At 67.1% G+C, this 22,201-nt stretch carries 21 protein-coding genes; 11 read left to right on the top strand and 10 right to left on the bottom strand.

Annotated features, from left to right (window positions below):
- Positions 1-117 precede the first annotated feature (117 nt).
- The 3 genes from G3A50_RS08010 to G3A50_RS08020 are packed head-to-tail and all read left to right on the top strand — an operon-like array spanning position 118 to position 4,537.
- The gene (locus G3A50_RS08010; protein ID WP_163074748.1) at positions 118-1,173 is read left to right on the top strand and encodes an efflux RND transporter periplasmic adaptor subunit; all 1,056 of its coding nucleotides are present in this window, start codon (positions 118-120) and stop codon (positions 1,171-1,173) included.
- Positions 1,173-4,226 (top strand): efflux RND transporter permease subunit, encoded by a 3,054-nt coding sequence (locus tag G3A50_RS08015; RefSeq protein ID WP_163074749.1) that lies wholly within the window; start codon positions 1,173-1,175, stop codon positions 4,224-4,226. The genes G3A50_RS08010 and G3A50_RS08015 overlap by 1 nt, the downstream gene beginning before the upstream one ends.
- A gap of 53 nt (positions 4,227-4,279) precedes the next feature.
- Positions 4,280-4,537, top strand: coding sequence for a YMGG-like glycine zipper-containing protein (locus tag G3A50_RS08020; protein ID WP_163074750.1), 258 nt, complete (start codon positions 4,280-4,282; stop codon positions 4,535-4,537).
- A 141-nt stretch (positions 4,538-4,678) separates the two neighbouring features.
- On the opposite strand, the gene G3A50_RS08025 is transcribed toward G3A50_RS08020, so the two are convergent.
- The 6 genes from G3A50_RS08025 to fabA form a co-directional block, all read right to left on the bottom strand.
- Positions 4,679-6,151 (bottom strand): alpha/beta hydrolase, encoded by a 1,473-nt coding sequence (locus G3A50_RS08025; protein WP_163074751.1) that lies wholly within the window; start codon positions 6,149-6,151, stop codon positions 4,679-4,681.
- Positions 6,151-7,173 carry an AI-2E family transporter gene (locus G3A50_RS08030; RefSeq protein WP_210255252.1) on the bottom strand — a complete coding sequence of 341 codons (1,023 nt, stop codon included), beginning with the start codon at positions 7,171-7,173 and terminating at the stop codon, positions 6,151-6,153. Before G3A50_RS08030 ends, G3A50_RS08025 begins: the two co-directional genes overlap by 1 nt.
- Positions 7,174-7,435: 262 nt before the next feature.
- Positions 7,436-8,158 (bottom strand): DUF1295 domain-containing protein, encoded by a 723-nt coding sequence (locus tag G3A50_RS08035; protein ID WP_163074752.1) that lies wholly within the window; start codon positions 8,156-8,158, stop codon positions 7,436-7,438.
- Positions 8,159-8,251: 93 nt separating this feature from the next.
- Positions 8,252-9,082 carry an enoyl-ACP reductase FabI gene (fabI, locus tag G3A50_RS08040; protein WP_163074753.1) on the bottom strand — a complete coding sequence of 277 codons (831 nt, stop codon included), beginning with the start codon at positions 9,080-9,082 and terminating at the stop codon, positions 8,252-8,254.
- A gap of 30 nt (positions 9,083-9,112) precedes the next feature.
- Positions 9,113-10,333, bottom strand: a complete 1,221-nt coding sequence (fabB, locus tag G3A50_RS08045) for a beta-ketoacyl-ACP synthase I (protein ID WP_163074754.1) — start codon at positions 10,331-10,333, stop codon at positions 9,113-9,115.
- A 142-nt stretch (positions 10,334-10,475) separates the two neighbouring features.
- On the bottom strand, positions 10,476-10,982 hold the full coding sequence (gene fabA / locus G3A50_RS08050; protein WP_163074755.1) for a 3-hydroxyacyl-[acyl-carrier-protein] dehydratase FabA: 507 nt from the start codon (positions 10,980-10,982) through the stop codon (positions 10,476-10,478).
- A gap of 475 nt (positions 10,983-11,457) precedes the next feature.
- Here fabA and irrA point away from each other — a divergent pair, with 475 nt between their 5' ends.
- On the top strand, positions 11,458-11,985 hold the full coding sequence (irrA, locus tag G3A50_RS08055) for an iron response transcriptional regulator IrrA (protein WP_163074756.1): 528 nt from the start codon (positions 11,458-11,460) through the stop codon (positions 11,983-11,985).
- 90 nt (positions 11,986-12,075) lie between these two features.
- On the opposite strand, the gene G3A50_RS08060 is transcribed toward irrA, so the two are convergent.
- The gene (locus tag G3A50_RS08060; protein WP_163074757.1) at positions 12,076-12,915 is read right to left on the bottom strand and encodes a LysR family transcriptional regulator; all 840 of its coding nucleotides are present in this window, start codon (positions 12,913-12,915) and stop codon (positions 12,076-12,078) included.
- Positions 12,916-13,012: 97 nt separating this feature from the next.
- On the opposite strand from G3A50_RS08060, the gene G3A50_RS08065 reads away from it, so the two are divergent.
- The gene (locus G3A50_RS08065; RefSeq protein ID WP_163074758.1) at positions 13,013-13,429 is read left to right on the top strand and encodes a tautomerase family protein; all 417 of its coding nucleotides are present in this window, start codon (positions 13,013-13,015) and stop codon (positions 13,427-13,429) included.
- A gap of 64 nt (positions 13,430-13,493) precedes the next feature.
- Here G3A50_RS08065 and G3A50_RS08070 read toward each other — a convergent pair whose 3' ends face one another.
- Positions 13,494-14,084 carry an SH3 domain-containing protein gene (locus tag G3A50_RS08070; RefSeq protein ID WP_246252229.1) on the bottom strand — a complete coding sequence of 197 codons (591 nt, stop codon included), beginning with the start codon at positions 14,082-14,084 and terminating at the stop codon, positions 13,494-13,496.
- A 199-nt stretch (positions 14,085-14,283) separates the two neighbouring features.
- Between G3A50_RS08070 and G3A50_RS08075 the strand changes: the two genes are divergently transcribed.
- Complete coding sequence (locus tag G3A50_RS08075; RefSeq protein WP_163074759.1) at positions 14,284-15,285, top strand: 2-hydroxyacid dehydrogenase; 1,002 nt, start codon at positions 14,284-14,286, stop codon at positions 15,283-15,285.
- A gap of 122 nt (positions 15,286-15,407) precedes the next feature.
- Positions 15,408-15,728: a TM2 domain-containing protein gene (locus tag G3A50_RS08080; protein WP_246252232.1), complete on the top strand. Its 321-nt coding sequence runs from the start codon at positions 15,408-15,410 to the stop codon at positions 15,726-15,728.
- Between the two features lie 5 nt (positions 15,729-15,733).
- Here G3A50_RS08080 and G3A50_RS08085 read toward each other — a convergent pair whose 3' ends face one another.
- Together G3A50_RS08085 and G3A50_RS08090 are read right to left on the bottom strand one after the other, a co-directional pair.
- Positions 15,734-16,576, bottom strand: coding sequence for a HesA/MoeB/ThiF family protein (locus G3A50_RS08085; protein ID WP_163074760.1), 843 nt, complete (start codon positions 16,574-16,576; stop codon positions 15,734-15,736).
- 64 nt (positions 16,577-16,640) lie between these two features.
- Positions 16,641-17,417: a phosphodiesterase gene (locus tag G3A50_RS08090; RefSeq protein ID WP_163074761.1), complete on the bottom strand. Its 777-nt coding sequence runs from the start codon at positions 17,415-17,417 to the stop codon at positions 16,641-16,643.
- Between the two features lie 344 nt (positions 17,418-17,761).
- Between G3A50_RS08090 and G3A50_RS08095 the strand changes: the two genes are divergently transcribed.
- From G3A50_RS08095 to G3A50_RS08110, 4 genes are all read left to right on the top strand, one after another.
- Positions 17,762-19,057 carry an ABC transporter substrate-binding protein gene (locus G3A50_RS08095; protein ID WP_163074762.1) on the top strand — a complete coding sequence of 432 codons (1,296 nt, stop codon included), beginning with the start codon at positions 17,762-17,764 and terminating at the stop codon, positions 19,055-19,057.
- Positions 19,058-19,227: 170 nt separating this feature from the next.
- Positions 19,228-20,130 (top strand): carbohydrate ABC transporter permease, encoded by a 903-nt coding sequence (locus G3A50_RS08100; protein ID WP_163074763.1) that lies wholly within the window; start codon positions 19,228-19,230, stop codon positions 20,128-20,130.
- 8 nt (positions 20,131-20,138) lie between these two features.
- Positions 20,139-21,038, top strand: a complete 900-nt coding sequence (locus G3A50_RS08105) for a carbohydrate ABC transporter permease (protein ID WP_163074764.1) — start codon at positions 20,139-20,141, stop codon at positions 21,036-21,038.
- 11 nt (positions 21,039-21,049) lie between these two features.
- Positions 21,050-22,126 carry an ABC transporter ATP-binding protein gene (locus G3A50_RS08110; protein ID WP_163074765.1) on the top strand — a complete coding sequence of 359 codons (1,077 nt, stop codon included), beginning with the start codon at positions 21,050-21,052 and terminating at the stop codon, positions 22,124-22,126.
- Positions 22,127-22,201: the final 75 nt, after the last annotated feature.

The raw sequence follows: 22,201 nt of genomic DNA on the forward strand, positions 1-22,201 counted from the left end.
GTCACTCCAGAAATGAGCCTGCGTGATTTCATGGCTGAACATCCCTTTCCGCGTTCCCGGCCGGACCCGCTGAGCCAACCGCGCCGTGCCGCGCGTCGCCCATTGAAGTGGAAGGGCATGACGCTCGCGGCCGCCCTGCTGCTGGGTGCCTGTTCGGCGGAAGAGGAAGCGCAGGCGCCGGCCCCGCGCCCGGTGCGCACGATCACGGTCGCGCTCAACCAGGGCGGGGAAACCGCCAGCCTGACCGGCGACGTGCAGGCGCAGGACCAGGTGGCGCTGGCGTTCCGCGTGTCCGGGCGGATGATCGAGCGCTCGGCGAATGTGGGCGACACAGTGAAGGCCGGAGAGGTGGTCGCCCGTCTCGACCCGCAGAATGCGCGCAACGCGCTGCGCTCCGCCCAGGCCGCGCTCGCCGCCGCCGAAAGCCAGCTCGTCAAGGCCACCAACGCCTTCGACCGCCAGGACCAGCTGCTCAAGAGCGGCTTCACCACGCGCGCCCAGCACGATTCCGCGATGGCGGGGATGCAGTCGGCGCAGTCGGGGGTCGACAATGCCGAGGCGCAGCTGAAGATCGCGACCGACAACCTCGCCTATACCCAGCTCGAGGCCGACGGCCCGGGCACCGTGACCGCGCGCGGCGCCGAGCCGGGCGAGGTGGTGCAGGCCGGGCAGATGATCCTCCAGCTCGCCCGCCAGGGCGGCCGCGACGCGGTGTTCGACGTGCCCGCCGCGCTGCTGCGCGCCACCCCGGCCGAGCCGATCATCACCGTCAGCCTGGCCAGCGATCCCTCCGTCACCGCCATCGGGCGGGTGCGGGAGGTCTCGCCGCAGGCGGACCCGGTGACGCGCACCTTCCGCGTGCGGGTGGGGCTCGACAACCCGCCAGAGGCGATGCGGCTCGGCTCCACCGTGACCGGCCATGTGAAGGTGGCGGGCGACGCGCGGGTCGAGATCCCGGCTTCGGCGCTGACCGCGTTCAACGGCATGCCGGCGGTGTGGGTCGTCGACACCGCGAACGAGACGGTGTCGCTGCGCAATATCGAGGTGCTGGCCTTCAACCCGGCGAGCGTCGCGGTGGCGAGCGGGCTCGACGCGGGTGAAGTCGTGGTGACCGCGGGCGTCCAGGCGCTGCATCCGGGCCAGAAGGTCCGCCTGCTGGGATCGGGGGCCTGATGCGCTTCAATCTCTCGCAATGGGCGATCCGCGAGCGCTCGCTCGTGATCTTCTTCATGATCGTCGCCATCGTCGCCGGCCTGTTCTCCTATGCGCGGCTCGGCCGCAGCGAGGACCCGTCCTTCATCATCAAGACCATGGTGGTGCAGGCGGCGTGGCCCGGCGCCAGCGTGGAAGACATGCTGGAACAGGTGACCGAGCGCATCGAGCGCAGGCTGCAGGAAACGCCCAAGCTGGACTTCATCCGCAGCTACACTCGCCCCGGCGTGACGACGATCTTCGTCAATCTGGAGGGCGCGACCACCGCCTCTGAGGTGCCCGACCTCTGGTACCATGTGCGCAAAAGCGTAAGCGACATGCGCCACACGCTGCCGGCCGGCGTGATCGGCCCCGGCTTCAATGACGAATTCGGCGACACGTTCGGACTGATCTACGGCTTCACCGCCGACGGCTTCACCCATCGCGAGCTGCGCGATTATGTGGAGGAGGTGCGCTCCAAGCTGCTCCATGTGCCCGACGTCTCGAAGATCGAGATTCTCGGGGCGCAGGACGAGCGCATCTTCGTCGAGTTCTCGATGCAGGAACTCGCCAGCCTCGGCATCAACCGCTCCGCCCTCATCGCCGCGCTGCAGGCACAGAACGTGGTGCAGCCCGCCGGCACCATCCAGACCGGCGATGAGAAGCTGGCGATCCAGGTTTCGGGCGCGTTCGGCTCGGAAGACGACATTCGCGACATCAATTTCGCCGTCGACGGGCGGATGCTGCGCCTGGCCGACATCGCCACGGTGCGGCGCGGCTTTGCCGACCCGCCGCAGCCGCTGTTCCGCACCAATGGCGAACCTGCCATCGGCCTCGCCATCGCCATGCGCGAGGGTGGCGACATCCTCACCCTCGGGCGCAATATCGACACGGCGATGGCGGAGATCACCGCCGACATGCCGATCGGCATCGAACCCCATCTGGTGGCCGACCAGGCGGTGACGGTGAAGGGCTCCATCGCCGAATTCATGGAATCGCTGTGGCAGGCGGTCGCCATCATCCTGGCGATCAGCTTCCTCTCGCTTGGCGTGCGCCCCGGCCTGATCGTGGCGCTGGCGATTCCGCTGACGTTGGCCATCGTCTTCGCGGTGATGCAGCTCGTCGGCATCGACATGCAGCGCATCTCGCTGGGCGCGCTGATCATCGCGCTCGCGCTGATGGTCGACGACGCCATGACGACGACGGACGCCACCCTCAACCGGCTCGCCCTCGGCGAACCGAAGGAGGTGGCCGGCATCTACGCGTTCAAAACCTATGCCGTCGCCATGCTGGCGGGCACGCTGGTCACCATCGCCGGCTTCGTGCCGATCGGCTTCGCGAGGAGTTCGGCGGGCGAATACACCTTCTCGCTCTTCGCCGTGGTCTCCATCGCCCTCCTTGTGTCGTGGGTGGTGGCGGTGGTGTTCGCGCCGCTGCTGGGCCTGGCCATCCTCAAGCCGCCGAAGCCCGGCTCGGCCAAGGGGCCGGGCGCGGTCGAGCGGGCCTATCGCCGCATGCTATCGGCGGCACTGACGGCCCGCTGGCTCACGATCGGGCTCACCGTGGGCGCGTTCGTGCTGTCCATTCTGGCCATTCCGCTCATTCCCCAGCAGTTCTTTCCCTCTTCCGACCGTCCGGAGCTGCTGGTCGACCTCAGCCTGCCGCAGAACGCCTCGATCTACGCCACGCAGGACGTCGCCCAGCGCTTCGATGCCACGCTGAAGGACGATCCGGACGTGGCGCGCTGGAGCACCTATGTCGGGCAGGGCGCGGTGCGCTTCTACCTGCCGCTCAATGCCCAGCTGCCCAATGACTTCTTCGCCCAGGCCGTGGTCGTGGCGAAGGATGTGGAGGCGCGCCAGCGGCTGCAGGACAAGCTGGAGAAGACGCTCGCCGACCACTTCCCCGCGGTGGTGGCGCGGGTCTACCCGCTGGAGCTGGGCCCGCCGGTGGGCTGGCCGATCCAGTACCGGGTCTCCGGTCCCGAGCTGACACAGGTGCGCGATATCGCCTTCAAGGTCGCGGAGATCATCGCCACCAGCCCGTATGCGGAAAAGGTCAATTACGACTGGATCGATCCGGCGCGCGAGATCCGCATCCGCGTCAACCAGGACGAAGCCCGCCAGCTCGGCCTGTCGACGCAGACCATCGCCAATGTGCTCAACACGGTGGTGTCCGGCGCGCCGGTGACGCAGGTGCGCGACGACATCCATCTCGTCGACGTGGTGGTGCGTGCCACCGACGAGCAGCGCGTCTCGCTCGACACGCTGCGCACGCTGCAGGTCCCGCTGCCGAACGGGCGCACCGTGGCGCTGAGCCAGTTCGCCACCTTCGACTATGAGCAGACCTACCCGCTGGTGTGGCGCCGCGACCGCGTGCCGACGCTGACCGTGCAGGCCGACGTGAAGCCCGGCCAGTTGCCCGAGACCGTGGTGCGCGGGCTGGAGCCGCAGTTCGCGGCCCTCAACGCCGGGCTGCCGCGCGGCTACAAGGTCGTGGTGGGCGGCACGGTGGAGGAAAGCGCGAAGTCGCTGGCCTCCGTCGTGGCCGTGGTGCCGCTGATGCTGCTGATCATGCTCACCGTGCTGATGGCGCAGCTTCGCCGCTTCCGCCTGCTGCTGCTGGTGCTGAGCGTCGGGCCGCTGGGCATGATCGGCGTGGTGCTGGCGCTGCTGCTGTCGAACCGGCCGCTGGGCTTCGTCGCCATTCTCGGCATTCTGGCCCTGCTCGGCATGATCATCAAGAACGCGGTCATCCTGATCGGCCAGATCGAGGCCGAGCGCGCGGCCGGCAAAAACGTGCGCGAGGCGGTGACCGACGCCTGCGTCACCCGCTTCCGCCCGATCATGCTCACCGCCGTCTCGACCGTCCTCGGCATGATACCGATTGCCCCCACTGTGTTCTGGGGCCCGATGGCCTTTGCGATCATGGGAGGTCTTATGATCGCGACCGTGCTAACCCTGATCTTCCTACCGGCGCTCTATTTGGCAACGGCAGGCCGTGAGAAGCCGACGGCCAGCCTTTCCGGGGGGTGAGAAAACTCGGCTTTGTCACTGGACCAACATCCGCCTGTAGCGGGAGGCAAATCATGCTCAGGATCATCACTATCGCCGCGCTCGGCATTGCGCTCGCCGGCTGCACCACCACCGAGAAGCGCACCGGCACCGGCGCCCTGATCGGCGGCGGCGCCGGCGCCATCATCGGCGGCATCGCCGGCGGCGGCACGGGTGCGGCCATCGGCGCGGGCGTGGGCGCGGCAACCGGCGCTGTCATCGGCGCGGCGACCTCGCCCAAGGAATGCTGGACCCGCGACCGCTACGGCAACGCCGTCGCCGTGCGCTGCTGACAGCACCCACCGGACGAATGACCGGACCGCGGCGGCCCCACCGGCCGTCGCGGTTTTTTTGTTCGCGGCGGAATGTGGGCGCAGCGGACACGGCAATGCCGGCGCCCGGCCGGCGTGGCGGGGCTGGCGGGACAGGGCCGGCTAGGGTGCGCGCTGTTCGCCGATGCCTTCGCCGATCCGCTCGATCATGTAGGAGAAGAACGGATTCGACGACATGCGCACCAGCGCGTCGAGATTGACGATGAGCGCGCCGCGCTCGCCCCGCACCGCCATCGCGCCCAGCTCCAGCCCGAAATTCTCCGCCGGGTCGGGATCCGACCCGTAGAGCGAATCGGTGGGCGGGAACGGCAGCGCGACATGGGAGAGCGAATAGACGTCGCGCGGATAGACCAGGCCCAGCGGACGCGAGGTCTCCTCGGTCTGCCCGGCCTCTATGGTGCGCTCCACCACCTGTTCGCTGGCCTCATGGTCATTGGTGACGACGGAGCTGCGGAAGTTGCGCGGCGCCGGCGGCAGGGTGCGGAGCAGGGCGGAATAGGAAGTCGCGCGCAGCAGGGGGCCGAGCTTGGTGTTGCGGTTGATGTCGAACAGCACCAGTTCGCTGCCATTGGCCGGCAGCTGGCCGTAGAAGGCATCCACGATCGCGCGGGTGGAGACGGTGAAGTCCATCACCGACTGGAAGGTGAGCGCGGGAGGCAGTTCCCCCAGCCGTCCCGCCGAGGCATGGGCGGCAATGGCGCCCTGCAGGGCCTGGGTGAGCTGATAGGACTGCACCGCCCCGTTGACCGGGAAGGAGTTGTACTTGAACGGGTTGAACTCCGGGATGATGCCCAGCCATGCCGCCTTGGCGAAGGCCGGCAGCAGCGAGGGCAGCCCCGCGACACCCGCAAAGCGCGCGAAACGGGTGATGCCCACCATCGGCGAGATCAAGACCAGCCGGGAGGGCCGGGCGCGCGCATCATCGTCGAGGGCGTCGAGCGCGTATTGCAGGGCGAGCGCGCCGCCATTGGAGAAGCCGACGATCTCCAGCGGCTTGCCGGGCGCGCGGGCATGCGCCTCGCGCACCGCCAGCCGCGTCGCCGCGCTCCATTCCTCCCATTCGACCTCGGCCAGCCCCGCGGGGACGGTGCCGTGCCCGGGCAGGCGGATCGCCACCACGACGAAGCCGGCGTCCTGATAGAGCCGCCCGACATGGCGCAGGCTGTAGGGCGAATCGGTGAGGCCGTGGAGCAGCACCACCGCGCCCTTCGGCTCGCCTTCGGGGACGAGCTCGTAGGAGCGGTTCCAGTCATGGCTCAGATGCGGGGGATAGACGACGCTGCCTTCGAAATAGCGGTTGGAGGGGACGCGCTCATCCTCGGGCAGCTTCTGCACCACCTCCGCGGTCACCTCGTTGAAGAGGGTCTCCTCGCGGGCGAGATAGCCGCGCCAGTCGGCGTGGTCCATCTCCTCGACGCTCAGCTCTTCCGGCTGGAAGGTGTGCCACGGCTCCAGCGGCGCGCCGCTGCTGGCGAACCAGATGCGGGCGCCAAGGAAGCCGATCGCCAGCAGGAGAACGGCCAGGCTGACCCAGCGGACAAGACGGCGCAGGCTGCGGCCGAGAATTTTGAGCATCAGGCTTTCTCCCGGCCCGACAGCAGGTGCGACACCCACCGCGCGCTGTCGGACTGTTCGCACAGTGTGAGCAGGGCGATGACCACCGGCACCCCGATGAAGGCGCCGGGAATGCCCCACAGGAACGCCCAGAAGAACACCGACAGCAGCACCAGGAAGGGCGAGACCGACACCGCCCGCCCCGCGACGCGCGGCTCGATATAGGAGCCGGTGAAGAACTGGATCACGTTCATCGCCACCAGCACCACGATCGCCAGCCGCCAGGAGCCGAACTGGGCGAGGGTGAAGAAGGTCGGCAGCAGCGTCGCCACCAGCGGGCCGAGAAACGGCACGTAGTTGAGCGCGAAGGCGATGGCGCCGAAGGCCAGCGCCAGCTCAAGCCCGAGCCACGCCGTGAAGGCCCACACCGCGACGCCCGTAATCAGGCTCATCACCGTGCGCACGCCCATATAGGTGCGGAACTTGGCCGCCGTCTCGGTGCAGCCGGCGATGAAGCAGCGCCCGCCCTCCCCGCGCTCGGCCACCAGCTTGGCCGCGATCACGCGAACCTCCAGCAGCCCAAGCATGACAAAGATCAGCGTCACGACGGCGAAGCCGATCATGCCGTTGAGCCGGCCGGCAAGGTTCTGCGACAGCCGGATCAGCGCGCTGGCATTCAGGGCATCGGAGAGCGCGCCGGCGGTGTAGATGCCGTGCCCCTCCAGGAATTCCGACGCCTCGGCATAGAGCGCCTGGAAGCGCGCCACATTGGCCAGCAGCCAGTGCACCACATGGCTGAAGCCCCACACCACCAGATAGCCGAGGGCGAACACCGCGATGACGGTGACAATGAGCGTGAGCACCATCGCCACCAGCGGCGGCATCTTCGCCTCCAGCCGCACCTGTAGCGGCCAGACCAGGGCGATGATGAACAGCGCGAAGGCCACCGGGGCCAGCACCGACTGCGCCAGATGGAGCGCACCGGTGACCAGGATCGCCGTCGAGATGCCGATGAGAAGGGGGGTGACGCGGGAAGCACTCAACAGCCGGCATCCTCGCTCAGCCGCACACAGCTTCGCGGCGCGCAGCCATGGCCCACACCGATTGTCTCACACCGGCGCGGCCCCGCCCCCAGAATCGAATGCATCATGTCCCCAGCTTGCCCACGTGGACCGGCCCTGGCCGGCGAACCGACATGATAATGCCGCACGTGCAATACCTTATCGCTACATGGCAGCACTTGTCAGCGCCCGAACGGGGGTTGTCCATCATTCCCGGAGACAGGTGGTGCCCGGTGCGGTTCCCCTAGAGGATGAAGGGGATGAAGACCTTCACCCGGCGGGCATAGGCGTGCCAGACCTCGCCATGGCGCGCGGCGTTCATCGCCTCGTTCCGCGGGATGGCGTCGAAGGCGTATTGCAGCACGACGGCAGCCGGCGCCACCAGCCCGAAGAGGGAGCCCGAGAGCACCGCGAACGACACATAGACCAGCGTGTCACCGGCGTAATTGGGATGGCGGCACAGCCCCCAAAGCCCGCGCTCCAGCAGCTTTCCGCGATTGGCGCTGTCGCGGCGGAAGGCGTGCTTCTGCCAGTCGGCGGTGACGTGGATCACGGTGCCGAGGCCATAGAGCCCGAGCGCCGCCCCATCCCATGCATCGAAGCCCCCGCCCCGCTCGCTCGCCCAATAGAACGGCGCGCAGTAGAGCCAGCCGGCGGTGTTGGTGAGAACCAGCGGCAGGGCGATGCGCATCGCCAGCGACGGGGTGTCGAGCTTGGCGGCGCCCGTCGTGGCGAACCAGGCGAGGAGCACCGCACACATCCGGCCGACATAAAGGGCGACCAGCGCCACGATCAGCCAGCGCCGCCAGGGCGCACCCGCGCCGTGAAGCGCGATGAGGGCCGCGCTGGGCAGCATGACGAGAAAGCCGACGACGAACACCGCGCGCCGGTGACGATCCGTCAGCGACAGGATCACACCAAGAACGGCGAAGGTCTCGATGACCAGAAACTGCTGGATGAACACCATTCCAACGCGCTCCCCTCAGGCAAGCGCCCTTCCCGCGGACGGCCTTCAACCTCAGCGCGGGCCGTCGTCCGCGGACGGGCGCGCGGGTGCGCCCTAGTCCGCCGCCGCGATGCCGGCCTCGACCGCGTCCTCGATCACCTTCAGCGCGTCGGGATGCGGCATGGAGATGATGTTGTAGCCCGAATCGACGAAGTGAATCTCGCCCGTCACCCCGGAGGAGAGGTCGGACATCAGGTACAGCGCGGCACCGCCGACCTCGTCGATGGACACGGTGCGGCGGAGCGGGGCGTGCTGCTTCTGGTAGTTGAACATCAGCCGCGCATCGCCAATGCCCGCACCGGCGAGGGTGCGGATCGGGCCGGCGGAGATGGCGTTGACCCGAATGCCCTGCGGACCGTAATCGGCGGCGAGGTAACGCACGCTGGCCTCAAGCGCCGCCTTGGCGACGCCCATCACGTTGTAGTTCGGCATCACCCGCGTGGAGCCGCCATAGGTGAGGGTGATGAGCGAGCCGCCATTGGGCATCAGCGCCGCGGCGCGCTTGGCCAGCTCGGTGAACGAGAAGCAGGAAATCACCATGGTGCGCGTGAAGTTCGCGCGGGTGGTGTTGGCGTAACTGCCCTTGAGCTCGTTCTTGTCGGAGAAGCCGATGGCATGGACCAGAAAGTCGATCGTGCCCCATTTTTCCTTCAGCGCGGCGAAGACGGCGTCGACCGATTCGAGGTCCTCGACGTCACAGGGCAGCACGGTGTTGCTGCCCAGGCTCTCGGCGAGCGGCTTCACCCGCCGGCCCAGCGCCTCACCCTGGTAGGTAAAGGCGAGCTCGGCGCCCTGCCCCGCCACGGCCCTGGCTATGCCCCAGGCAATGGAGTGATCGTTCGCGACGCCCATAATGAGGCCGCGCTTGCCCTGCATCAGGCTCATGCCGCTGTTCCTTTCGCCGCACGGACGGTGTCAGGCATCCGGATGCTGGAGCACCAGCACCGCATTGGCACCGCCAAAGCCGAAGCCGTTGGACAGCACCCTGCCGAGTTTCACGTTGTCGATACGCTCGCGGGTGATCGGCATGTCGGCGAAGGCCGGGTCGATCTCCTCGATATGCGCGCTCGCGGCGATGAAGCCGTTCTGCATCATCAGGATCGAATAGATCGCCTCGTGCACGCCGGTGGCGCCCTGCGAGTGGCCGGTGAGCGCCTTGGTGGCGGAGATCGGCGGGCACTTGTCGCCGAACACCGCGCGGATCGCCTCGATCTCCTTGAGATCGCCGACCGGCGTGGAGGTCGCGTGCGGGTTGATGTAGTCGATCGGGCCGTTGACGCCGGCCAGCGCCAGCTTCATCGCGCGCTCCGCGCCCTCGCCGGAAGGGGCGACCATGTCGGCGCCGTCGGAGGAGGTGCCATAGCCGACGATCTCGGCATAGATGCGCGCGCCGCGCGCCTTGGCATGCTCCAGCTCTTCCAGCACCAGCACGCCGGCGCCGCCGGAGATGACGAAGCCGTCGCGGTTCTTGTCATAGGGGCGCGAGGCCACGGCCGGGCGGTCATTATAGTCCGAGGACATCGCGCCCATGGCGTCGAACAGGCAGGACAGCGTCCAGTCGAGATCCTCGCAGCCGCCGGCGAACATGACGTCCTGCTTGCCGTACTGGATCATCTCGGCGGCGTTGCCGATGCAGATGTTGGTGGTCGCGCAGGCGGCCGAGATCGAGTAGCTCGCGCCCTTGATCTTGAACCAGGTCGAGAGCGTCGCCGAGGCGGTCGAGCTCATCGCCTTGGGCACCGCCAGCGGCCCGATGCGCTTGGGGCTGTGGTTCTTCCGGGTAATGTCGGCAGCTTCGACGATGGTGCGGGTGGACGGGCCACCCGAACCCATGACGAGGCCGGTGCGCTCGTTGGAGATCTCGTGCGCCTCAAGCCCCGAATCGCGGATCGCCTGGTCCATGGCGATGTGGTTCCAGGCGGTACCGCCGCCGTGGAAGCGCATGGCGCGGCGGTCGAGCACCTCGGTCGGGTCGAGCTGCGGCGCGCCGTGCACCTGGCTGCGGAAGCCGTGTTCGACATAGCTCTCCGCACGGGAGATGCCGCTCTTGCCCTCGCGCAGCGAGGCCAGCACCTCCTGGGTGGAGTTGCCGATCGATGAGACGATGCCCATTCCGGTTACGACCACGCGGCGCATAGGCTTCCTTTCCTTCAAAGCCCGCGAGATGGCCTCACGGGCGGCAGTTCGCAAGTGTGGCGGGAAAGCCGCCCGGGCCACCACCCGCGCGATACAGGGGCCACCGCGCGGGAATTCGGCGGCGGCATCGGGCCGGGAGGCGTCAGGTCTGGAACAGCCCGACCTTCAGATCGCCCGCGCGGTAAATCACCTCGCCATCGGCTTCCAGCCAGCCATCCGCGATGCCGAGAACGAGCTTGGAGCGCATGACGCGCTTGAAGTCGATGCCGTAGACCACCTTCTTCACGGTCGGCAGCACCTGCCCGGAGAACTTGATCTCCCCGGCGCCGAGCGCGCGCCCGCGGCCGGGCGAACCGAGCCAGCCGAGATGGAACCCTACGAGCTGCCACAGCGCGTCCAGCCCCAGGCAGCCCGGCATCACCGGATCGCCGATGAAGTGGCAGGCGAAGAACCAGAGATCCGGGTTGATATCCAGCTCGGCGCGCACGTGCCCCTTGCCGTTCGGGCCGCCATCCTCGGAAATCTCGGTGATACGGTCGAACATCAGCATGGGCGGCGCGGGAAGCTGCGCATTGCCCGCCCCGAAAAGTTCGCCCCGCCCACAGGCGAGCAGTTCCTCATATGTGTAGCTCGACTGCCGCTCCACCATCTTCCCTGTACTCTTCCATTTCTTGTCGCTTGAGCGGCCAGACCGCCGGGACCTGCGACCGGCTTCGTACCCCCGACAGGACACAAGGTACCGCTCGCCCGGCGCTTCCTATCACAGCGTCCATCGCGCTCAAAGCCACCGCCGCTGCCGTAGGGGAACCGAAAATGTCACGTATGCGGAAAAGCCGCGCCGGGCGCCGGGCTGACCGCTGCGCGGGGCACCCGTCGAAACGGGGCCGGGACAGCGGGCAAGGGGGCCGATCGTTGCGCCGGGGCGGGCATTTACATTGGAATAATTACTATCATCGGCCGCGATATTGCCCCGGCGGCGGGCGTGCCGATATAATGCCAGATGAAAAATGCGGCATCGCGTGATGAACGTCCGCGATGTGGTTGTCCTGTTTGGCGTGCTGGCGGAAGCGGAGACGTTTGTGCAACGTGTCTGGAACGCTGGCCTATCCTAGTCGGAAGTTGAGATGAGCGAAACCGTTCGTCCCCATCCTGTGTCGGTCTCCCGCGTGCTCGTCGATGACGAGCCCGTGCTGCCCGTGGCGCGTCTGCGCGACGGGGCGGCGGTGCCGCGCAATGGCTGTCCATTCCACGATGTGCGCCATATGCTGCGCGAGGTGAGCCTGCGCCCGACCCGGCAACGTCTGGCCCTGGGATGGCTGCTGTTCGCCAAAGGCGACCGTCATGTGTCGGCGGAAATCCTGCATGAGGAAGCGATCAAGGCGCGCTTCCCGGTGTCGCTGGCGACCGTGTACAACACGCTGCACCAGTTCACCGAGGCGGGCCTGCTGCGCGAACTGGCGATCGACGGGTCGAAGACCTATTTCGACACCAACCCCTCGGACCACCACCACTTCTTCATGGAAGGCGAGAACCACCTTCTCGACATTCCCAGCGCCGCCGTCGAGGTGGAGCGCATTCCCGAGCCGCCGGAAGGCTATGAGGTCGCCCGCATCGACGTGGTGGTGCGCCTGAAGCCCAAGCACCGCGCGTAATCCGGGCCTGAGCGCCACTGATCCGATGAGATGAAGGCCGGTCCAGTGACCGGCCTTTTGCTTTTCGACGCCCGCCCCGAGCGGCGGCACTCAGCCGCGAAAAGCGGCGGCGAGTGTGCTGATCAGCCGCCCCTGCGCGCCATCTCCGGCGCGGGCGACCAGCATGATCCGCGCGTGCGGCAGAGGCGGCAGACCGAGCTGCGGGCCGATGTCCCGACTGCCCGCCGGCGCCAGCCGGGCCGCGAGCGGGGCCACGGCAAGACCCGCCGTTACAGCCGCCGCAACGGCGGCGACACCTCCGCCGACAAAGGCCTCCCGCCACGCGATCCCGGCGTCGCCGAGCGCGCGGATGGCGTGCGCACGCACGCCGCAGGGAGCCTCCAGAAGAGCCAGCGGCACCGCTTCGCCCGCTATAACGCGCCGCTCCGGGGCGGCGAACCAGCCATAGGCGTCGCGACGCAGCTCCTCGCCATCGCGCCGGTCGGCCTCACGGCGCACGATGGCCGCGTCGATCTCCCCCGAATCATAGGCGACCAGCAATTCGCGGGAAAACCCGACCCGCATCTCGAACACAGTGCCGGGCACCAGCGCGTCGAGACGACGCAACAGCATCGCCAGGCTGTCGCCGACAACATGGTCGCTGACGCCGATGCGCAGGCGCCGGGCCGGCGCTTCCCACAGCCGCGCGTCCCGTTCCGCGAGCACGAGTGCCCGGGCCCGCGGCAGGAAGCGCTCGCCATCGGCGGTCAGCCGGACATGGCGCGGCGTACGCTCCAGCAGAACACGGCCGAGGCGCGCCTCCAGCTTGCGAAGCTTGAGGCTGACCGCCGACTGGCTGATCCCGGCGAGCTCCGCCGCGCGGGTGAAGCTCGCCAGCTCGGCCACCCGCAGGAAGGTCTCCACCGTGTCGAGATCGAGGGCTTCATTCATATCATTTTGTCATCATAGTTATCATGATCGATATGATTTCATCATTCACGAGCCCGCGCTAGCTTCGCCTCATCATTCTGATGCCAGGGAGGCTTCCATGCCGATGATCCAGATTTCCTTCGCACCCGGCCCGACCACTGCACCCGAGGTCGAGCCGCGCCTCGCGCGCGAAGCTGCACGGCTCGCCCAGGAATGGCTGGGCAAGGATCCCGCGTTGACCAGCGTGGCGGTGCAGCGTTTCGAGCCGGGGAGCTGGTACAGCGGCGGCGCCTCGCTGGCGGCGCAGGGGCTCGCCGGATTCTGGCTCGACATCCGGGTGACCGAGGGCACGAATACGAAGGGCGAAAAGGCCGGCTTCATCGCCGCCACCTTCGCCGCCGCCGGAGAGATTCTCGGGCCGCTGCACACGGAAAGCTATGTCCATGTGTTCGAGGCGCGGGCCGACGCCTATGGCTATGGCGGACGCACGCAGGAGCGGCGCTATATCGAGGCACGGCCGGCGCCGGCCGTCTGAGCGCCCGTGCGGTCGCGCACGGGGCCTTGCCGCGGGCCGGGCGCCGCGTCGCCGGCCCGGTCGATCACTCCACCTTTTCGCCGGGATAGACGCCCCAGAGCTTTTCCTGCTCGATGAAGCCGTCGAAACCCTCGTCGAAGAAGCGGCACCATTTGCCGTCGCAATGCTCGACCTTGCCGAGCACGCCGGGCTCCAGACGGGCCTTCACCGATGAGGTCTCCTCCCGCGATTCGTAGAGCGGAACCGGATCGCTCTTGCTCCACGGGCTGACCAGCGCGGTGCGCCGGCCCGACAGCATGGAGTGATAGACCCACCCCTCGGCGCCATCCGAATCACGGATCCGCCGCCAGGTCTCGAACTCCGCCGTCACCTCGACCGGCAGACCGGCGCGGGTGAACACCCACGCGACCGCATGGTCCAGCGAGGGGCCGGAGCGCACATTCACCTTGTCGGCCTTGATGCTGACGAAGCGTGGCACCGGCAGGCCGCTGGTGCGCCCGGCCGTCGCGCCCGCCTGCGGCGCGCCGTTCTGTTGCGCGCCGGCGGCCAGCGGCGTCAGCACAAGAAGCGCGCCAAGCGCCCATGCCGCCCCCCGGCGCAGGCGCACGCGCCCTGCCCTCATCGAAAGCCCGTCATCCGCCATCGTCTCATTCACCCCTGTCCCGAAACATGTCCCGGGATTGAACTCCGGTCTTGCGGCCTGGCCGCACGACACCGCCTGCACTGCGAATCGGTGCATTTTTGTGTTTCACCGACCCGTCTGCTAAGGATCGCGTCGCCCATCGGCGCGAGTGTGTGCCCTCCGCGTTAACGGGAGCTTGATCGCCGCAAAGGCTGTCCACACGGGGATTGAAATGGGCCGCAAGAAGCCGCTGGTGGTCGTTACACGCAGACTGCCCGACAAGATCGAAACGCGCATGCGCGAACTGTTCGATGCGCGGCTGAACGTCGACGACGTGCCGATGACACAGGACCAGCTCGCCCAGGCCATGGCCACCGCCGACGTGCTGGTGCCGGCGATCTGCGACCGTATCGACACCCGGGTCATCGAAGCGGCGGGTCCCAACCTCAAGCTCATCGCCAATTTCGGCAATGGCGTCGACCATATCGACGTCGTCGCGGCCAATGAACGGGGCATCACCGTCACCAATACGCCCGGCGTGCTGACCGAAGATACCGCCGACATGACCATGGCGCTGATCCTGGCCGTGCCGCGACGGCTGACCGAAGGCGCCGCGCTGATCAACAATGACGATGGCGAGTGGCCCGGCTGGTCGCCGACCTGGATGCTCGGCCACCGCATCTGGGGCAAGCGGCTCGGCATCATCGGCATGGGGCGGATCGGCCAGGCGGTGGCGCGGCGCGCCAAGGCCTTCGGGTTGCAGATCCACTACCACAACCGGCACCCGCTCCCCCCTCAGATCGAGGAGGAGCTGGAGGCCACCTATTGGGACAGCCTCGACCAGATGCTGGCCCGCATGGACATTCTGTCCGTCAACTGCCCGCACACGCCCGGCACCTTCCACCTTCTCTCGGCCCGACGGCTGAAGCTGGTGCGCCGGGATGCCTATATCGTGAACACCGCGCGCGGCGAGGTGATCGACGAGAACGCGCTGATCCGCATGATCGAGGGCGGGGAGATCGCCGGCGCCGGGCTCGACGTGTTCGAGCGCGAACCCGCCGTGAGCCCCAAGCTGCTCAAGCTCGCACGCGCCGGCAAGGTGGTGCTGCTGCCGCATATGGGCTCGGCCACGGTGGAAGCGCGCATCGACACCGGCGAGAAGGTGATCGTCAACATCCGCGCCTTCATGGACGACCACCGCCCGCCCGACCGGGTCCTGCCGGCAATGCTCTGAAGCCGCCGGGCGGGACGCGAATGTCCCGCGCAGATGGCGGGCGGACCGCGTTGCAATTTCTAGTAGCGAACCCTTCTGAAATCCACCATCATTGGTTGCATTTTATGGCAGGGGGTACGCCAATGGATACGAGCAGGGTCGGGATGGTGGGTGGCGACGCGCGCTCGCTGATGCTCTACGAGGCCAACAAGAAGTCGATGGGCGTCGCCTATCTGCTCTGGTTCTTCCTCGGCGGCATGGGCGGCCACCGGTTCTATTGCGGGCGCACGGGCAGCGCGGTGGCGCAGCTCATGCTCACGGTTTTCGGTCTCATTCTCGCGGCGGTCGGGGTCGGGCTGGTGCTACTGGTCGGCGTCGGCCTGTGGGTGCTGGTCGACGCCTTCCTCATTCCGGGATGGATTGCCGGCCACAACAACCTGCTGGCGCATCAACTGGGCGCATAGCCGCCTTACCGCCGGTGCGCGGAAAGATCCGTGATGGTGGGATGCGTGCCGGTGAGCGGGTTGTCCGGATCCCAGCCATAGTTCAGCGTTTCGAAACGCATGGAGAGGGTGTCGATCATCAGCAGCCGGCCCACCAGCCCCTCGCCGAAAACCGTCACCGCGCGGATCGCCTCCAGCGCCGCCAGCGAGCCGGCGACACCGGCCACCGCGCCGAGAATGCCGGCTTCGGCGCAGCTCGGCACCGTGCCCACCGGGGGCGGCTCGGGAAACAGGCAGCGATAGGTTGGGTTCGGCGTGCCGTCCGCGCCCTTCTCATGCGGGCGCAGCGTGGTCACCGTGGCATCGAAACGCCCCAGCGCCGCCGTCACCAGCGGGCGCCCCGCCAGCGCGCAGGCGTCCGACACCAGATAGCGGGTGGAGAAATTGTCCGACCCGTCGATCACCACGTCGACGGAGGCGACAAGCGCCAGCGCGTTCTCGACGGTGAGGCGGGCCCGCACGCCCTCGAACGTCACATGCGGATTGAGCGCGGCGACAAAAGCGGCCGCGCTCTCGGTCTTGGGGCGCCCCACCGCTGACGTGGCATGGATGACCTGGCGCTGCAGGTTCGACAGCGACACCTCGTCGTCGTCAATCACCACCAGATGCCCGACGCCCGCCGCGGCGAGATAGAGCAGCACCGGCGCGCCGAGCCCGCCCGCGCCGACGACGAGCATGCGCGCCTTCTTCAGTTTCCCCTGCCCCGGCCCGCCAATCTCGGGAAGCACGAGGTGACGCGCATAGCGCTCCACCTCTTCGGGGGAGAACAGAGCGGCGCGCGCAGAGGGGGCGGGGGTCTCGCTGGTCATGAGCGCTATATAGCAATGAAGCGCGCGCGCGCCATCGCGGACGGCAACGATCCGTACGCCCCGCTCAGCCGCCCGCCGCGGCAGCGGGCACCAGGCAGGAGACCAGCCGGCCATCCACCAGGCGATGGAGCGCGATCTGCGGGGGCTCGCGCACCACGCGGAAGCTGCCGGGCGTCTCAAGATCCAGTGCGAACTGGTGGCTGGCCGAGGGAGCCACAAACACCCGATGTCCGGCGAAGGTGCCGACCAGCGCCCTGTGGACATGACCGCACAGCAGGCCGGCAATGTCGGACCGCCCGCGCAGCAACGCCTCCAGCGCGGAGCGTCCCTCACGAAGGCCGATGGCGTCGAAAGCGGGGATGCCGGTGACGAACGGGGGATGGTGCAGGACGAGCAGCACCGGCCGCCCGTCGCCGGCGCCGAGGATATCCTGAAGCCAGCCCAGTTGCGCGTCGCCGATGGCGCCGTGGCCAGCGCCCTCGACAAGCGTATCGAGCCCCACCACGCGCAGCCCCGGCAGGTCCGCCGCCAGCCCGAGATGGCCGGCCTCGGAGCCGGTACGCGGCCCGAGCGCCGCGCGCATGGGCGCGCGCATGTCGTGGTTTCCGGGAACGGCGAGATAGGGAATACCGAGATTGTCCAGCCCGGCGCGCACATGCGCATATTCCGCTTCCACCCCCGCCTCGGCGAGATCGCCGCTCACAAGCAGCAGATCGGGCCGAGGGCGCATCGCCCCCACATATGCCACGAGGGCGTCGAAATTGGCGCGCGTATCCACGCTGCCGCCCACGCGGGCACCGGGGACGGTGACGTGGAAATCGGTAAGTTGCGCGATCAACATTAAGACGCTCCAACATTACGGACGGCGCCGGCACCCATTTGCCACACGCGCTGCCGCGAAGGTTCGTGACGGTTCTAGAGCTTCCGCAAAGTTTGGTCGAGGCAGGCGAGGGAATGTGTGGTTATTTGTGCATCTTGCATATTTTATAGCCTCGATTTCCAAATAATCCAAAGTTAACGTCACGTCACTGTCATCGAAACGGTCCTAAGTCGCACGTCGTTGGACACGTTTCGAGGAGCTCCTGCGTCCATTCTCCCCTTGGGGGCACACGTATCCAGCTGCCGTTCGGTGGCGGGCGATGTTCGCCTGCCCGACCCCACTCGATCTGTGAGAGGAAAGAAGTGTTGGCCGATTCCACATTTTCCCACATTTCCCGGCGTAGCGTCCTCGTCGGCGGTGCGGCGACCCTGGCGGCCGGCCTTGGCGCGCGGCGTGCCCGCGCGGCGGACAAGGTGAAGCTGCAGTTCATGTATCCGGTGGGTGTCTCCGGCGACATCAACCGCATCGTTTCCGGCATGATCTCGAATTTCAATGCCACCAATGAGGGCATCGAAGTCGAAGCGATCTATGCCGGGAGCTACGACAATACCGAGCAGAAAGTGATCACCGCTCTTGGTGTGGGTGATCCGCCCTCCACCTGGCTGCCGATCAACTCGGCGCTGCAGACCTTCCTCGGCCTCGATTCGCTCGCTGACGTCACCGAGAAGGCGAAGGGAACCGACATCAACCAGGACTTCCTTCCCGGATTCCTGGAAACCTGCGTCTCCGACGGCAAGCTCTACGGGCTGCCCTTCCAACCCTCCACGCCGGTGCTCTACATCAACAAGGACATGTTCAAGGCCGCCGGCATCGCCAAGGCACCGGTGACCTGGGCCGAACTGTTCGACGTGGCCAAGGCGCTCACCGTGCGCGAGAACGGCGAGCTGAAGCGCTGGGGCCTGACCATTGGCGGCGGTTGGCACGACTGGATTTTCGAGTGCTACTGCCGCCAGAACGGGCTGGTGCCGTGGACCAAGGACAAGGTGCTGTTCGAACGCCCCGAATCCGTGGACGCGCTGGAGTTCTGGGTGAAGATGGTGAAGGCGGGCGTGATGCCGCCGGCCTCGACCTGGCAAGGGTCGGCCAACGACTTCATGGCCGGGCGTACCGCCATGCTCTACCACTCCACCGGCTCCCTGACGAACCTGCGCAAGTCGTCCCCGTTCGAGGTCGACGTGGCCTTCATGCCGAAGAACAAGACCTTCGGCGCCTGCCAGGGCGGCGGTCCCATCATGATCGCCAAGAAGCAGTCCGACGCGCAGATCGAGGCGTCCTGGACCTTCGCCAAGTGGATGACATCCACCGAGGTGCAGTCACAATGGTGCCGGGACACAGGCTATCTTGCCGTGCGCAAGTCCTCCTGGGAAACGCCCGAGATGAAGGCGTATCTGGAGCAGGTGCCACAGGCCAAGGTGGCGCTGGAGCAGGCGGCCTATGCCGGCGCCTTCCTGCAGGTGCCCGGCTATCACAAGGTCCGCGAGTACCTGAAAAGCGCCATCGACAGCACGCTGGCCGGCTCCACCGCGCCGGACGTCGCGCTGAAGGAGGCGGCGGATAACTCCAACCGCGAGATCCAGCGCCTGCTGCGCCGCCGCACGTGAGGCACGGGCGCCCACCACGACGGGCGCCCCCGATACGGACTGTCATGGCCGGGATCCAACCGGCCATGACAGTCCGAAAGGATCGCACGGATCTGCCCGAACCGGCCGGCACTCCGTGCTTTCCGACAGACGTCACGTTCAACGAGGATTGCCCCCCGATGAGGATCGGCATGGTCACAGGCTCCGGGCTTCGCGCGCGCCTCAGCGAGGCGGGCCTCGCCTATTGTCTGCTCGCGCCCTCGCTGCTCTTCCTCGCCACCTTTACCTATTGGCCGATCCTGCGCTCGATCTATTTCAGCTTCCACGACGTGATGCTGGGATCGGACAAGATCTTCTTTCTCGGCTGGGAGAATTACGGGCGGCTGTGGACGGACAGCCTGTTCTGGAAATCGCTGGCCAATACCGCCTTCTACACCCTTGTCACCATTCCCAGCGCCATCGCCTGCGCGCTGCTGCTGGCGGTCGCGCTCGACAGCAAGCTCCGCGGCATGGCCTTCTACCGCTCGGCTTTCTTCTATCCGGTGATGATCCCCTCGGTCGCCGCCGGCATGGTGTGGGTGTTCCTCTACGCCCCCGGCTACGGGCCGATCAACGACGCCCTCGCCCTCTTGGGCCTGCCCAAGCTCGAATGGCTCTACGACAGCCGCACCGCCATGTTCGCCATCATCATCATGAGCATCTGGAAGTATTCCGGCTACTTCATGCTGATCCTGCTGGCGGCACTGCAGATGGTGCCCTCGGACCTTTATGAGGCGGCACGGCTCGACGGCGTGCCGGCGTGGACGCGGCTGATCCACATCACCATCCCGCTGATCTCACCCACGCTCTACTTCGTCATCATCATCGGGTTGCTGCACTCCTACCAGATTTTCGATTACGTCTATGTAATGACCCAGGGCGGCCCCGCCGATGCCACCAATGTGCTCACTTTCTACATCTACCAGAACGGATTCCAGTACCAGGACATCGGTTACGCATCGACGCTCGCCAACGTACTGCTGCTGTTCGTCGGTGGCCTGATTACCCTCGTTGCGCTGGTGTTCGGCCGACGGGTCCACTACCTCGGTCGCTGAGGCTTCCCATGGCAACCCTGCAGGATCCCCTCGAATTGTCCGCCCCCGCCGCGTCCCGCGTCCCTTCCCGCAGCACGCTAATCTCCCTGCGCGCCGCCCTGCGCAGAAACTGGCTGCACGCCCTGCTGCTTCCGCTTCTGGGCCTGTGGATCAGTCCGCTGGTGTGGATCGTCGTCACCTCGCTGAAGACGCGGTCGGAAGTGTTCGATCCCCATGCCGGCTTCCTGCCCGCGGTGGCGCAGTGGAGCAACTACGCCGCCGCCATGGCGGTGGCGCCCTTCGGCACCTACCTGATCAATTCGGTGCTGGTGACCGGCGGCATCCTGATCTGCGAGCTCGTCACCATCACGCTGGCCGCCTATGCCTTCGCGCGGCTCAACTTTCCCGGCAAGAACATCCTGTTCACGCTGTTCCTGCTGCAGATCATGTTTCCGATCTACGCCACCTTTCTCACCAATTTCGTCACGGTGCGCGAGCTCGGCATCCTTAACTCCCTGCCCGCCCTGGTCGTGCCGTTCGTCGCCTCCGGCTATGGCACCTTCATGCTGCGACAGGCCTTCCGGCAGGTGCCGACAGAGCTCGCGGACGCGGCACGCCTCGACGGCTGCGGGCATCTCGGCATCCTCTGGCACGTCTATCTTCCACTGGTGAAGCCGACGCTGGTGGCCTTCTCCATCATCGCCGTGGTGACCCACTGGAACGACTATATGTGGCCGCTGCTGGTCACCAATTCGGAAAGCGTGCGCACATTGCCGATCGGTCTCGGCCTGCTGGCAAAATCCGACAGCGGCGCCGACTGGACGCGGCTGATGGCGGCGACCGTGGTCGTCGTGTCGCCGCTGCTGCTCTTCTTCGTCATCTTCCAGCGCCGCTTCGTCGACAGCTTCATGCACGCGGGCCTGAAGTAGGAGTTTCATGCATGGCTGAAGTTGTTCTCCAGGGCGTCAGCAAGACCTATCAGGGCCGGCCCACCGTTCACGCGGTGGACCTCGCGGTCGCCGACAAGGAATTTATGGTGCTCGTCGGCCCGTCCGGCTGCGGCAAGTCCACCACATTGCGCATGGTCGCGGGGCTGGAGGAGATCACCACCGGGCGCCTGCTGATCGACGGGCAGGACGTGACCCATGCCGAGCCGCAGAAGCGGGACATCGCCATGGTGTTCCAGTCCTATGCGCTCTACCCGCACATGAGCGCCTACCGCAACATGGCGTTCGGGCTGCTGAAGGCGTCCCGCCTGCCCAAGGCCGAGGTCGATCGGCGTATCCGCGAAGCGGCGGAGATCCTGCACATCACCCACCTGCTGGAGCGCAAGCCCAACGTGCTCTCCGGCGGCGAGCGCCAGCGTGTCGCCATCGGCCGCGCGCTGGTGCGCCAGCCCAAGGTGTTCCTGTTCGACGAGCCGCTGTCCAACCTCGACGCCAAGCTGCGCACCCACATGCGTGGCGAGCTCAAGAGGTTGCACCGGGAACTGGGTCTCACCGTCATCTATGTGACCCACGACCAGATCGAGGCCATGACCCTTGGCACACGGGTGGCCATTCTCTCCGAAGGCCGGCTCCAGCAGGTGGGGCCGCCCATGGAACTCTACATGCGCCCGACCAACACCTTCGTTGCCACCTTCCTCGGCTCGCCCGAAATGAGCCTGTTGCGCTGCGCGCTCCGGCCCAATGGCTCCGGCAGCGTGGTGAGCCATCCCTGCTTCAGCGCCGATGTGCCGGAACGCGGCGAGGCGCGCGAGATCTTTCTCGGCGTCCGCCCGGAAGAGATCACCCTCAGCCCGTCCGACGCGCCGTCGCTGACACGGGGACGGGTCGAGCGCACTGAGCTGATCGGCTCGGAGGCGCTGGCCGAAATCCTGGTGGGCCCCGACCGCATCGTCGCCAGAACGCCGGTGAACAGCGCCCCCCCGGTGGGGACGGAGGTGGGCGTGAGCTTCGACATGGCGCGCGCACGCCTGTTCGACGCCGCCAGCGGGCGCGCCCTGCCCGGAATTTGAGGCATGCTCGCGTCACAGCGAATCGCCAGATCGTTCGAAGACTTTGACACAACGCGTTTTGCCTCCGCGAGATTT

Origin of the sequence: Ancylobacter pratisalsi (genome assembly GCF_010669125.1) — a bacterium.
GTDB lineage: Bacteria > Pseudomonadota > Alphaproteobacteria > Rhizobiales > Xanthobacteraceae > Ancylobacter > Ancylobacter pratisalsi.

Coding starts and splice junctions, on each gene's coding strand:
- G3A50_RS08010 (WP_163074748.1), top strand. CDS start 118: ATGACGCTCGCGGCCGCCCTGCTGCTGGGTGCCTGTTCGGCGGAAGAG.
- G3A50_RS08015 (WP_163074749.1), top strand. CDS start 1,173: ATGCGCTTCAATCTCTCGCAATGGGCGATCCGCGAGCGCTCGCTCGTG.
- G3A50_RS08020 (WP_163074750.1), top strand. CDS start 4,280: ATGCTCAGGATCATCACTATCGCCGCGCTCGGCATTGCGCTCGCCGGC.
- G3A50_RS08025 (WP_163074751.1), bottom strand. CDS start 6,151: ATGCTCAAAATTCTCGGCCGCAGCCTGCGCCGTCTTGTCCGCTGGGTC.
- G3A50_RS08035 (WP_163074752.1), bottom strand. CDS start 8,158: ATGGTGTTCATCCAGCAGTTTCTGGTCATCGAGACCTTCGCCGTTCTT.
- fabI (WP_163074753.1), bottom strand. CDS start 9,082: ATGAGCCTGATGCAGGGCAAGCGCGGCCTCATTATGGGCGTCGCGAAC.
- fabB (WP_163074754.1), bottom strand. CDS start 10,333: ATGCGCCGCGTGGTCGTAACCGGAATGGGCATCGTCTCATCGATCGGC.
- fabA (WP_163074755.1), bottom strand. CDS start 10,982: ATGGTGGAGCGGCAGTCGAGCTACACATATGAGGAACTGCTCGCCTGT.
- irrA (WP_163074756.1), top strand. CDS start 11,458: ATGAGCGAAACCGTTCGTCCCCATCCTGTGTCGGTCTCCCGCGTGCTC.
- G3A50_RS08060 (WP_163074757.1), bottom strand. CDS start 12,915: ATGAATGAAGCCCTCGATCTCGACACGGTGGAGACCTTCCTGCGGGTG.
- G3A50_RS08065 (WP_163074758.1), top strand. CDS start 13,013: ATGCCGATGATCCAGATTTCCTTCGCACCCGGCCCGACCACTGCACCC.
- G3A50_RS08075 (WP_163074759.1), top strand. CDS start 14,284: ATGGGCCGCAAGAAGCCGCTGGTGGTCGTTACACGCAGACTGCCCGAC.
- G3A50_RS08080 (WP_246252232.1), top strand. CDS start 15,408: ATGGATACGAGCAGGGTCGGGATGGTGGGTGGCGACGCGCGCTCGCTG.
- G3A50_RS08085 (WP_163074760.1), bottom strand. CDS start 16,576: ATGACCAGCGAGACCCCCGCCCCCTCTGCGCGCGCCGCTCTGTTCTCC.
- G3A50_RS08090 (WP_163074761.1), bottom strand. CDS start 17,417: ATGTTGATCGCGCAACTTACCGATTTCCACGTCACCGTCCCCGGTGCC.
- G3A50_RS08100 (WP_163074763.1), top strand. CDS start 19,228: ATGGTCACAGGCTCCGGGCTTCGCGCGCGCCTCAGCGAGGCGGGCCTC.
- G3A50_RS08105 (WP_163074764.1), top strand. CDS start 20,139: ATGGCAACCCTGCAGGATCCCCTCGAATTGTCCGCCCCCGCCGCGTCC.
- G3A50_RS08110 (WP_163074765.1), top strand. CDS start 21,050: ATGGCTGAAGTTGTTCTCCAGGGCGTCAGCAAGACCTATCAGGGCCGG.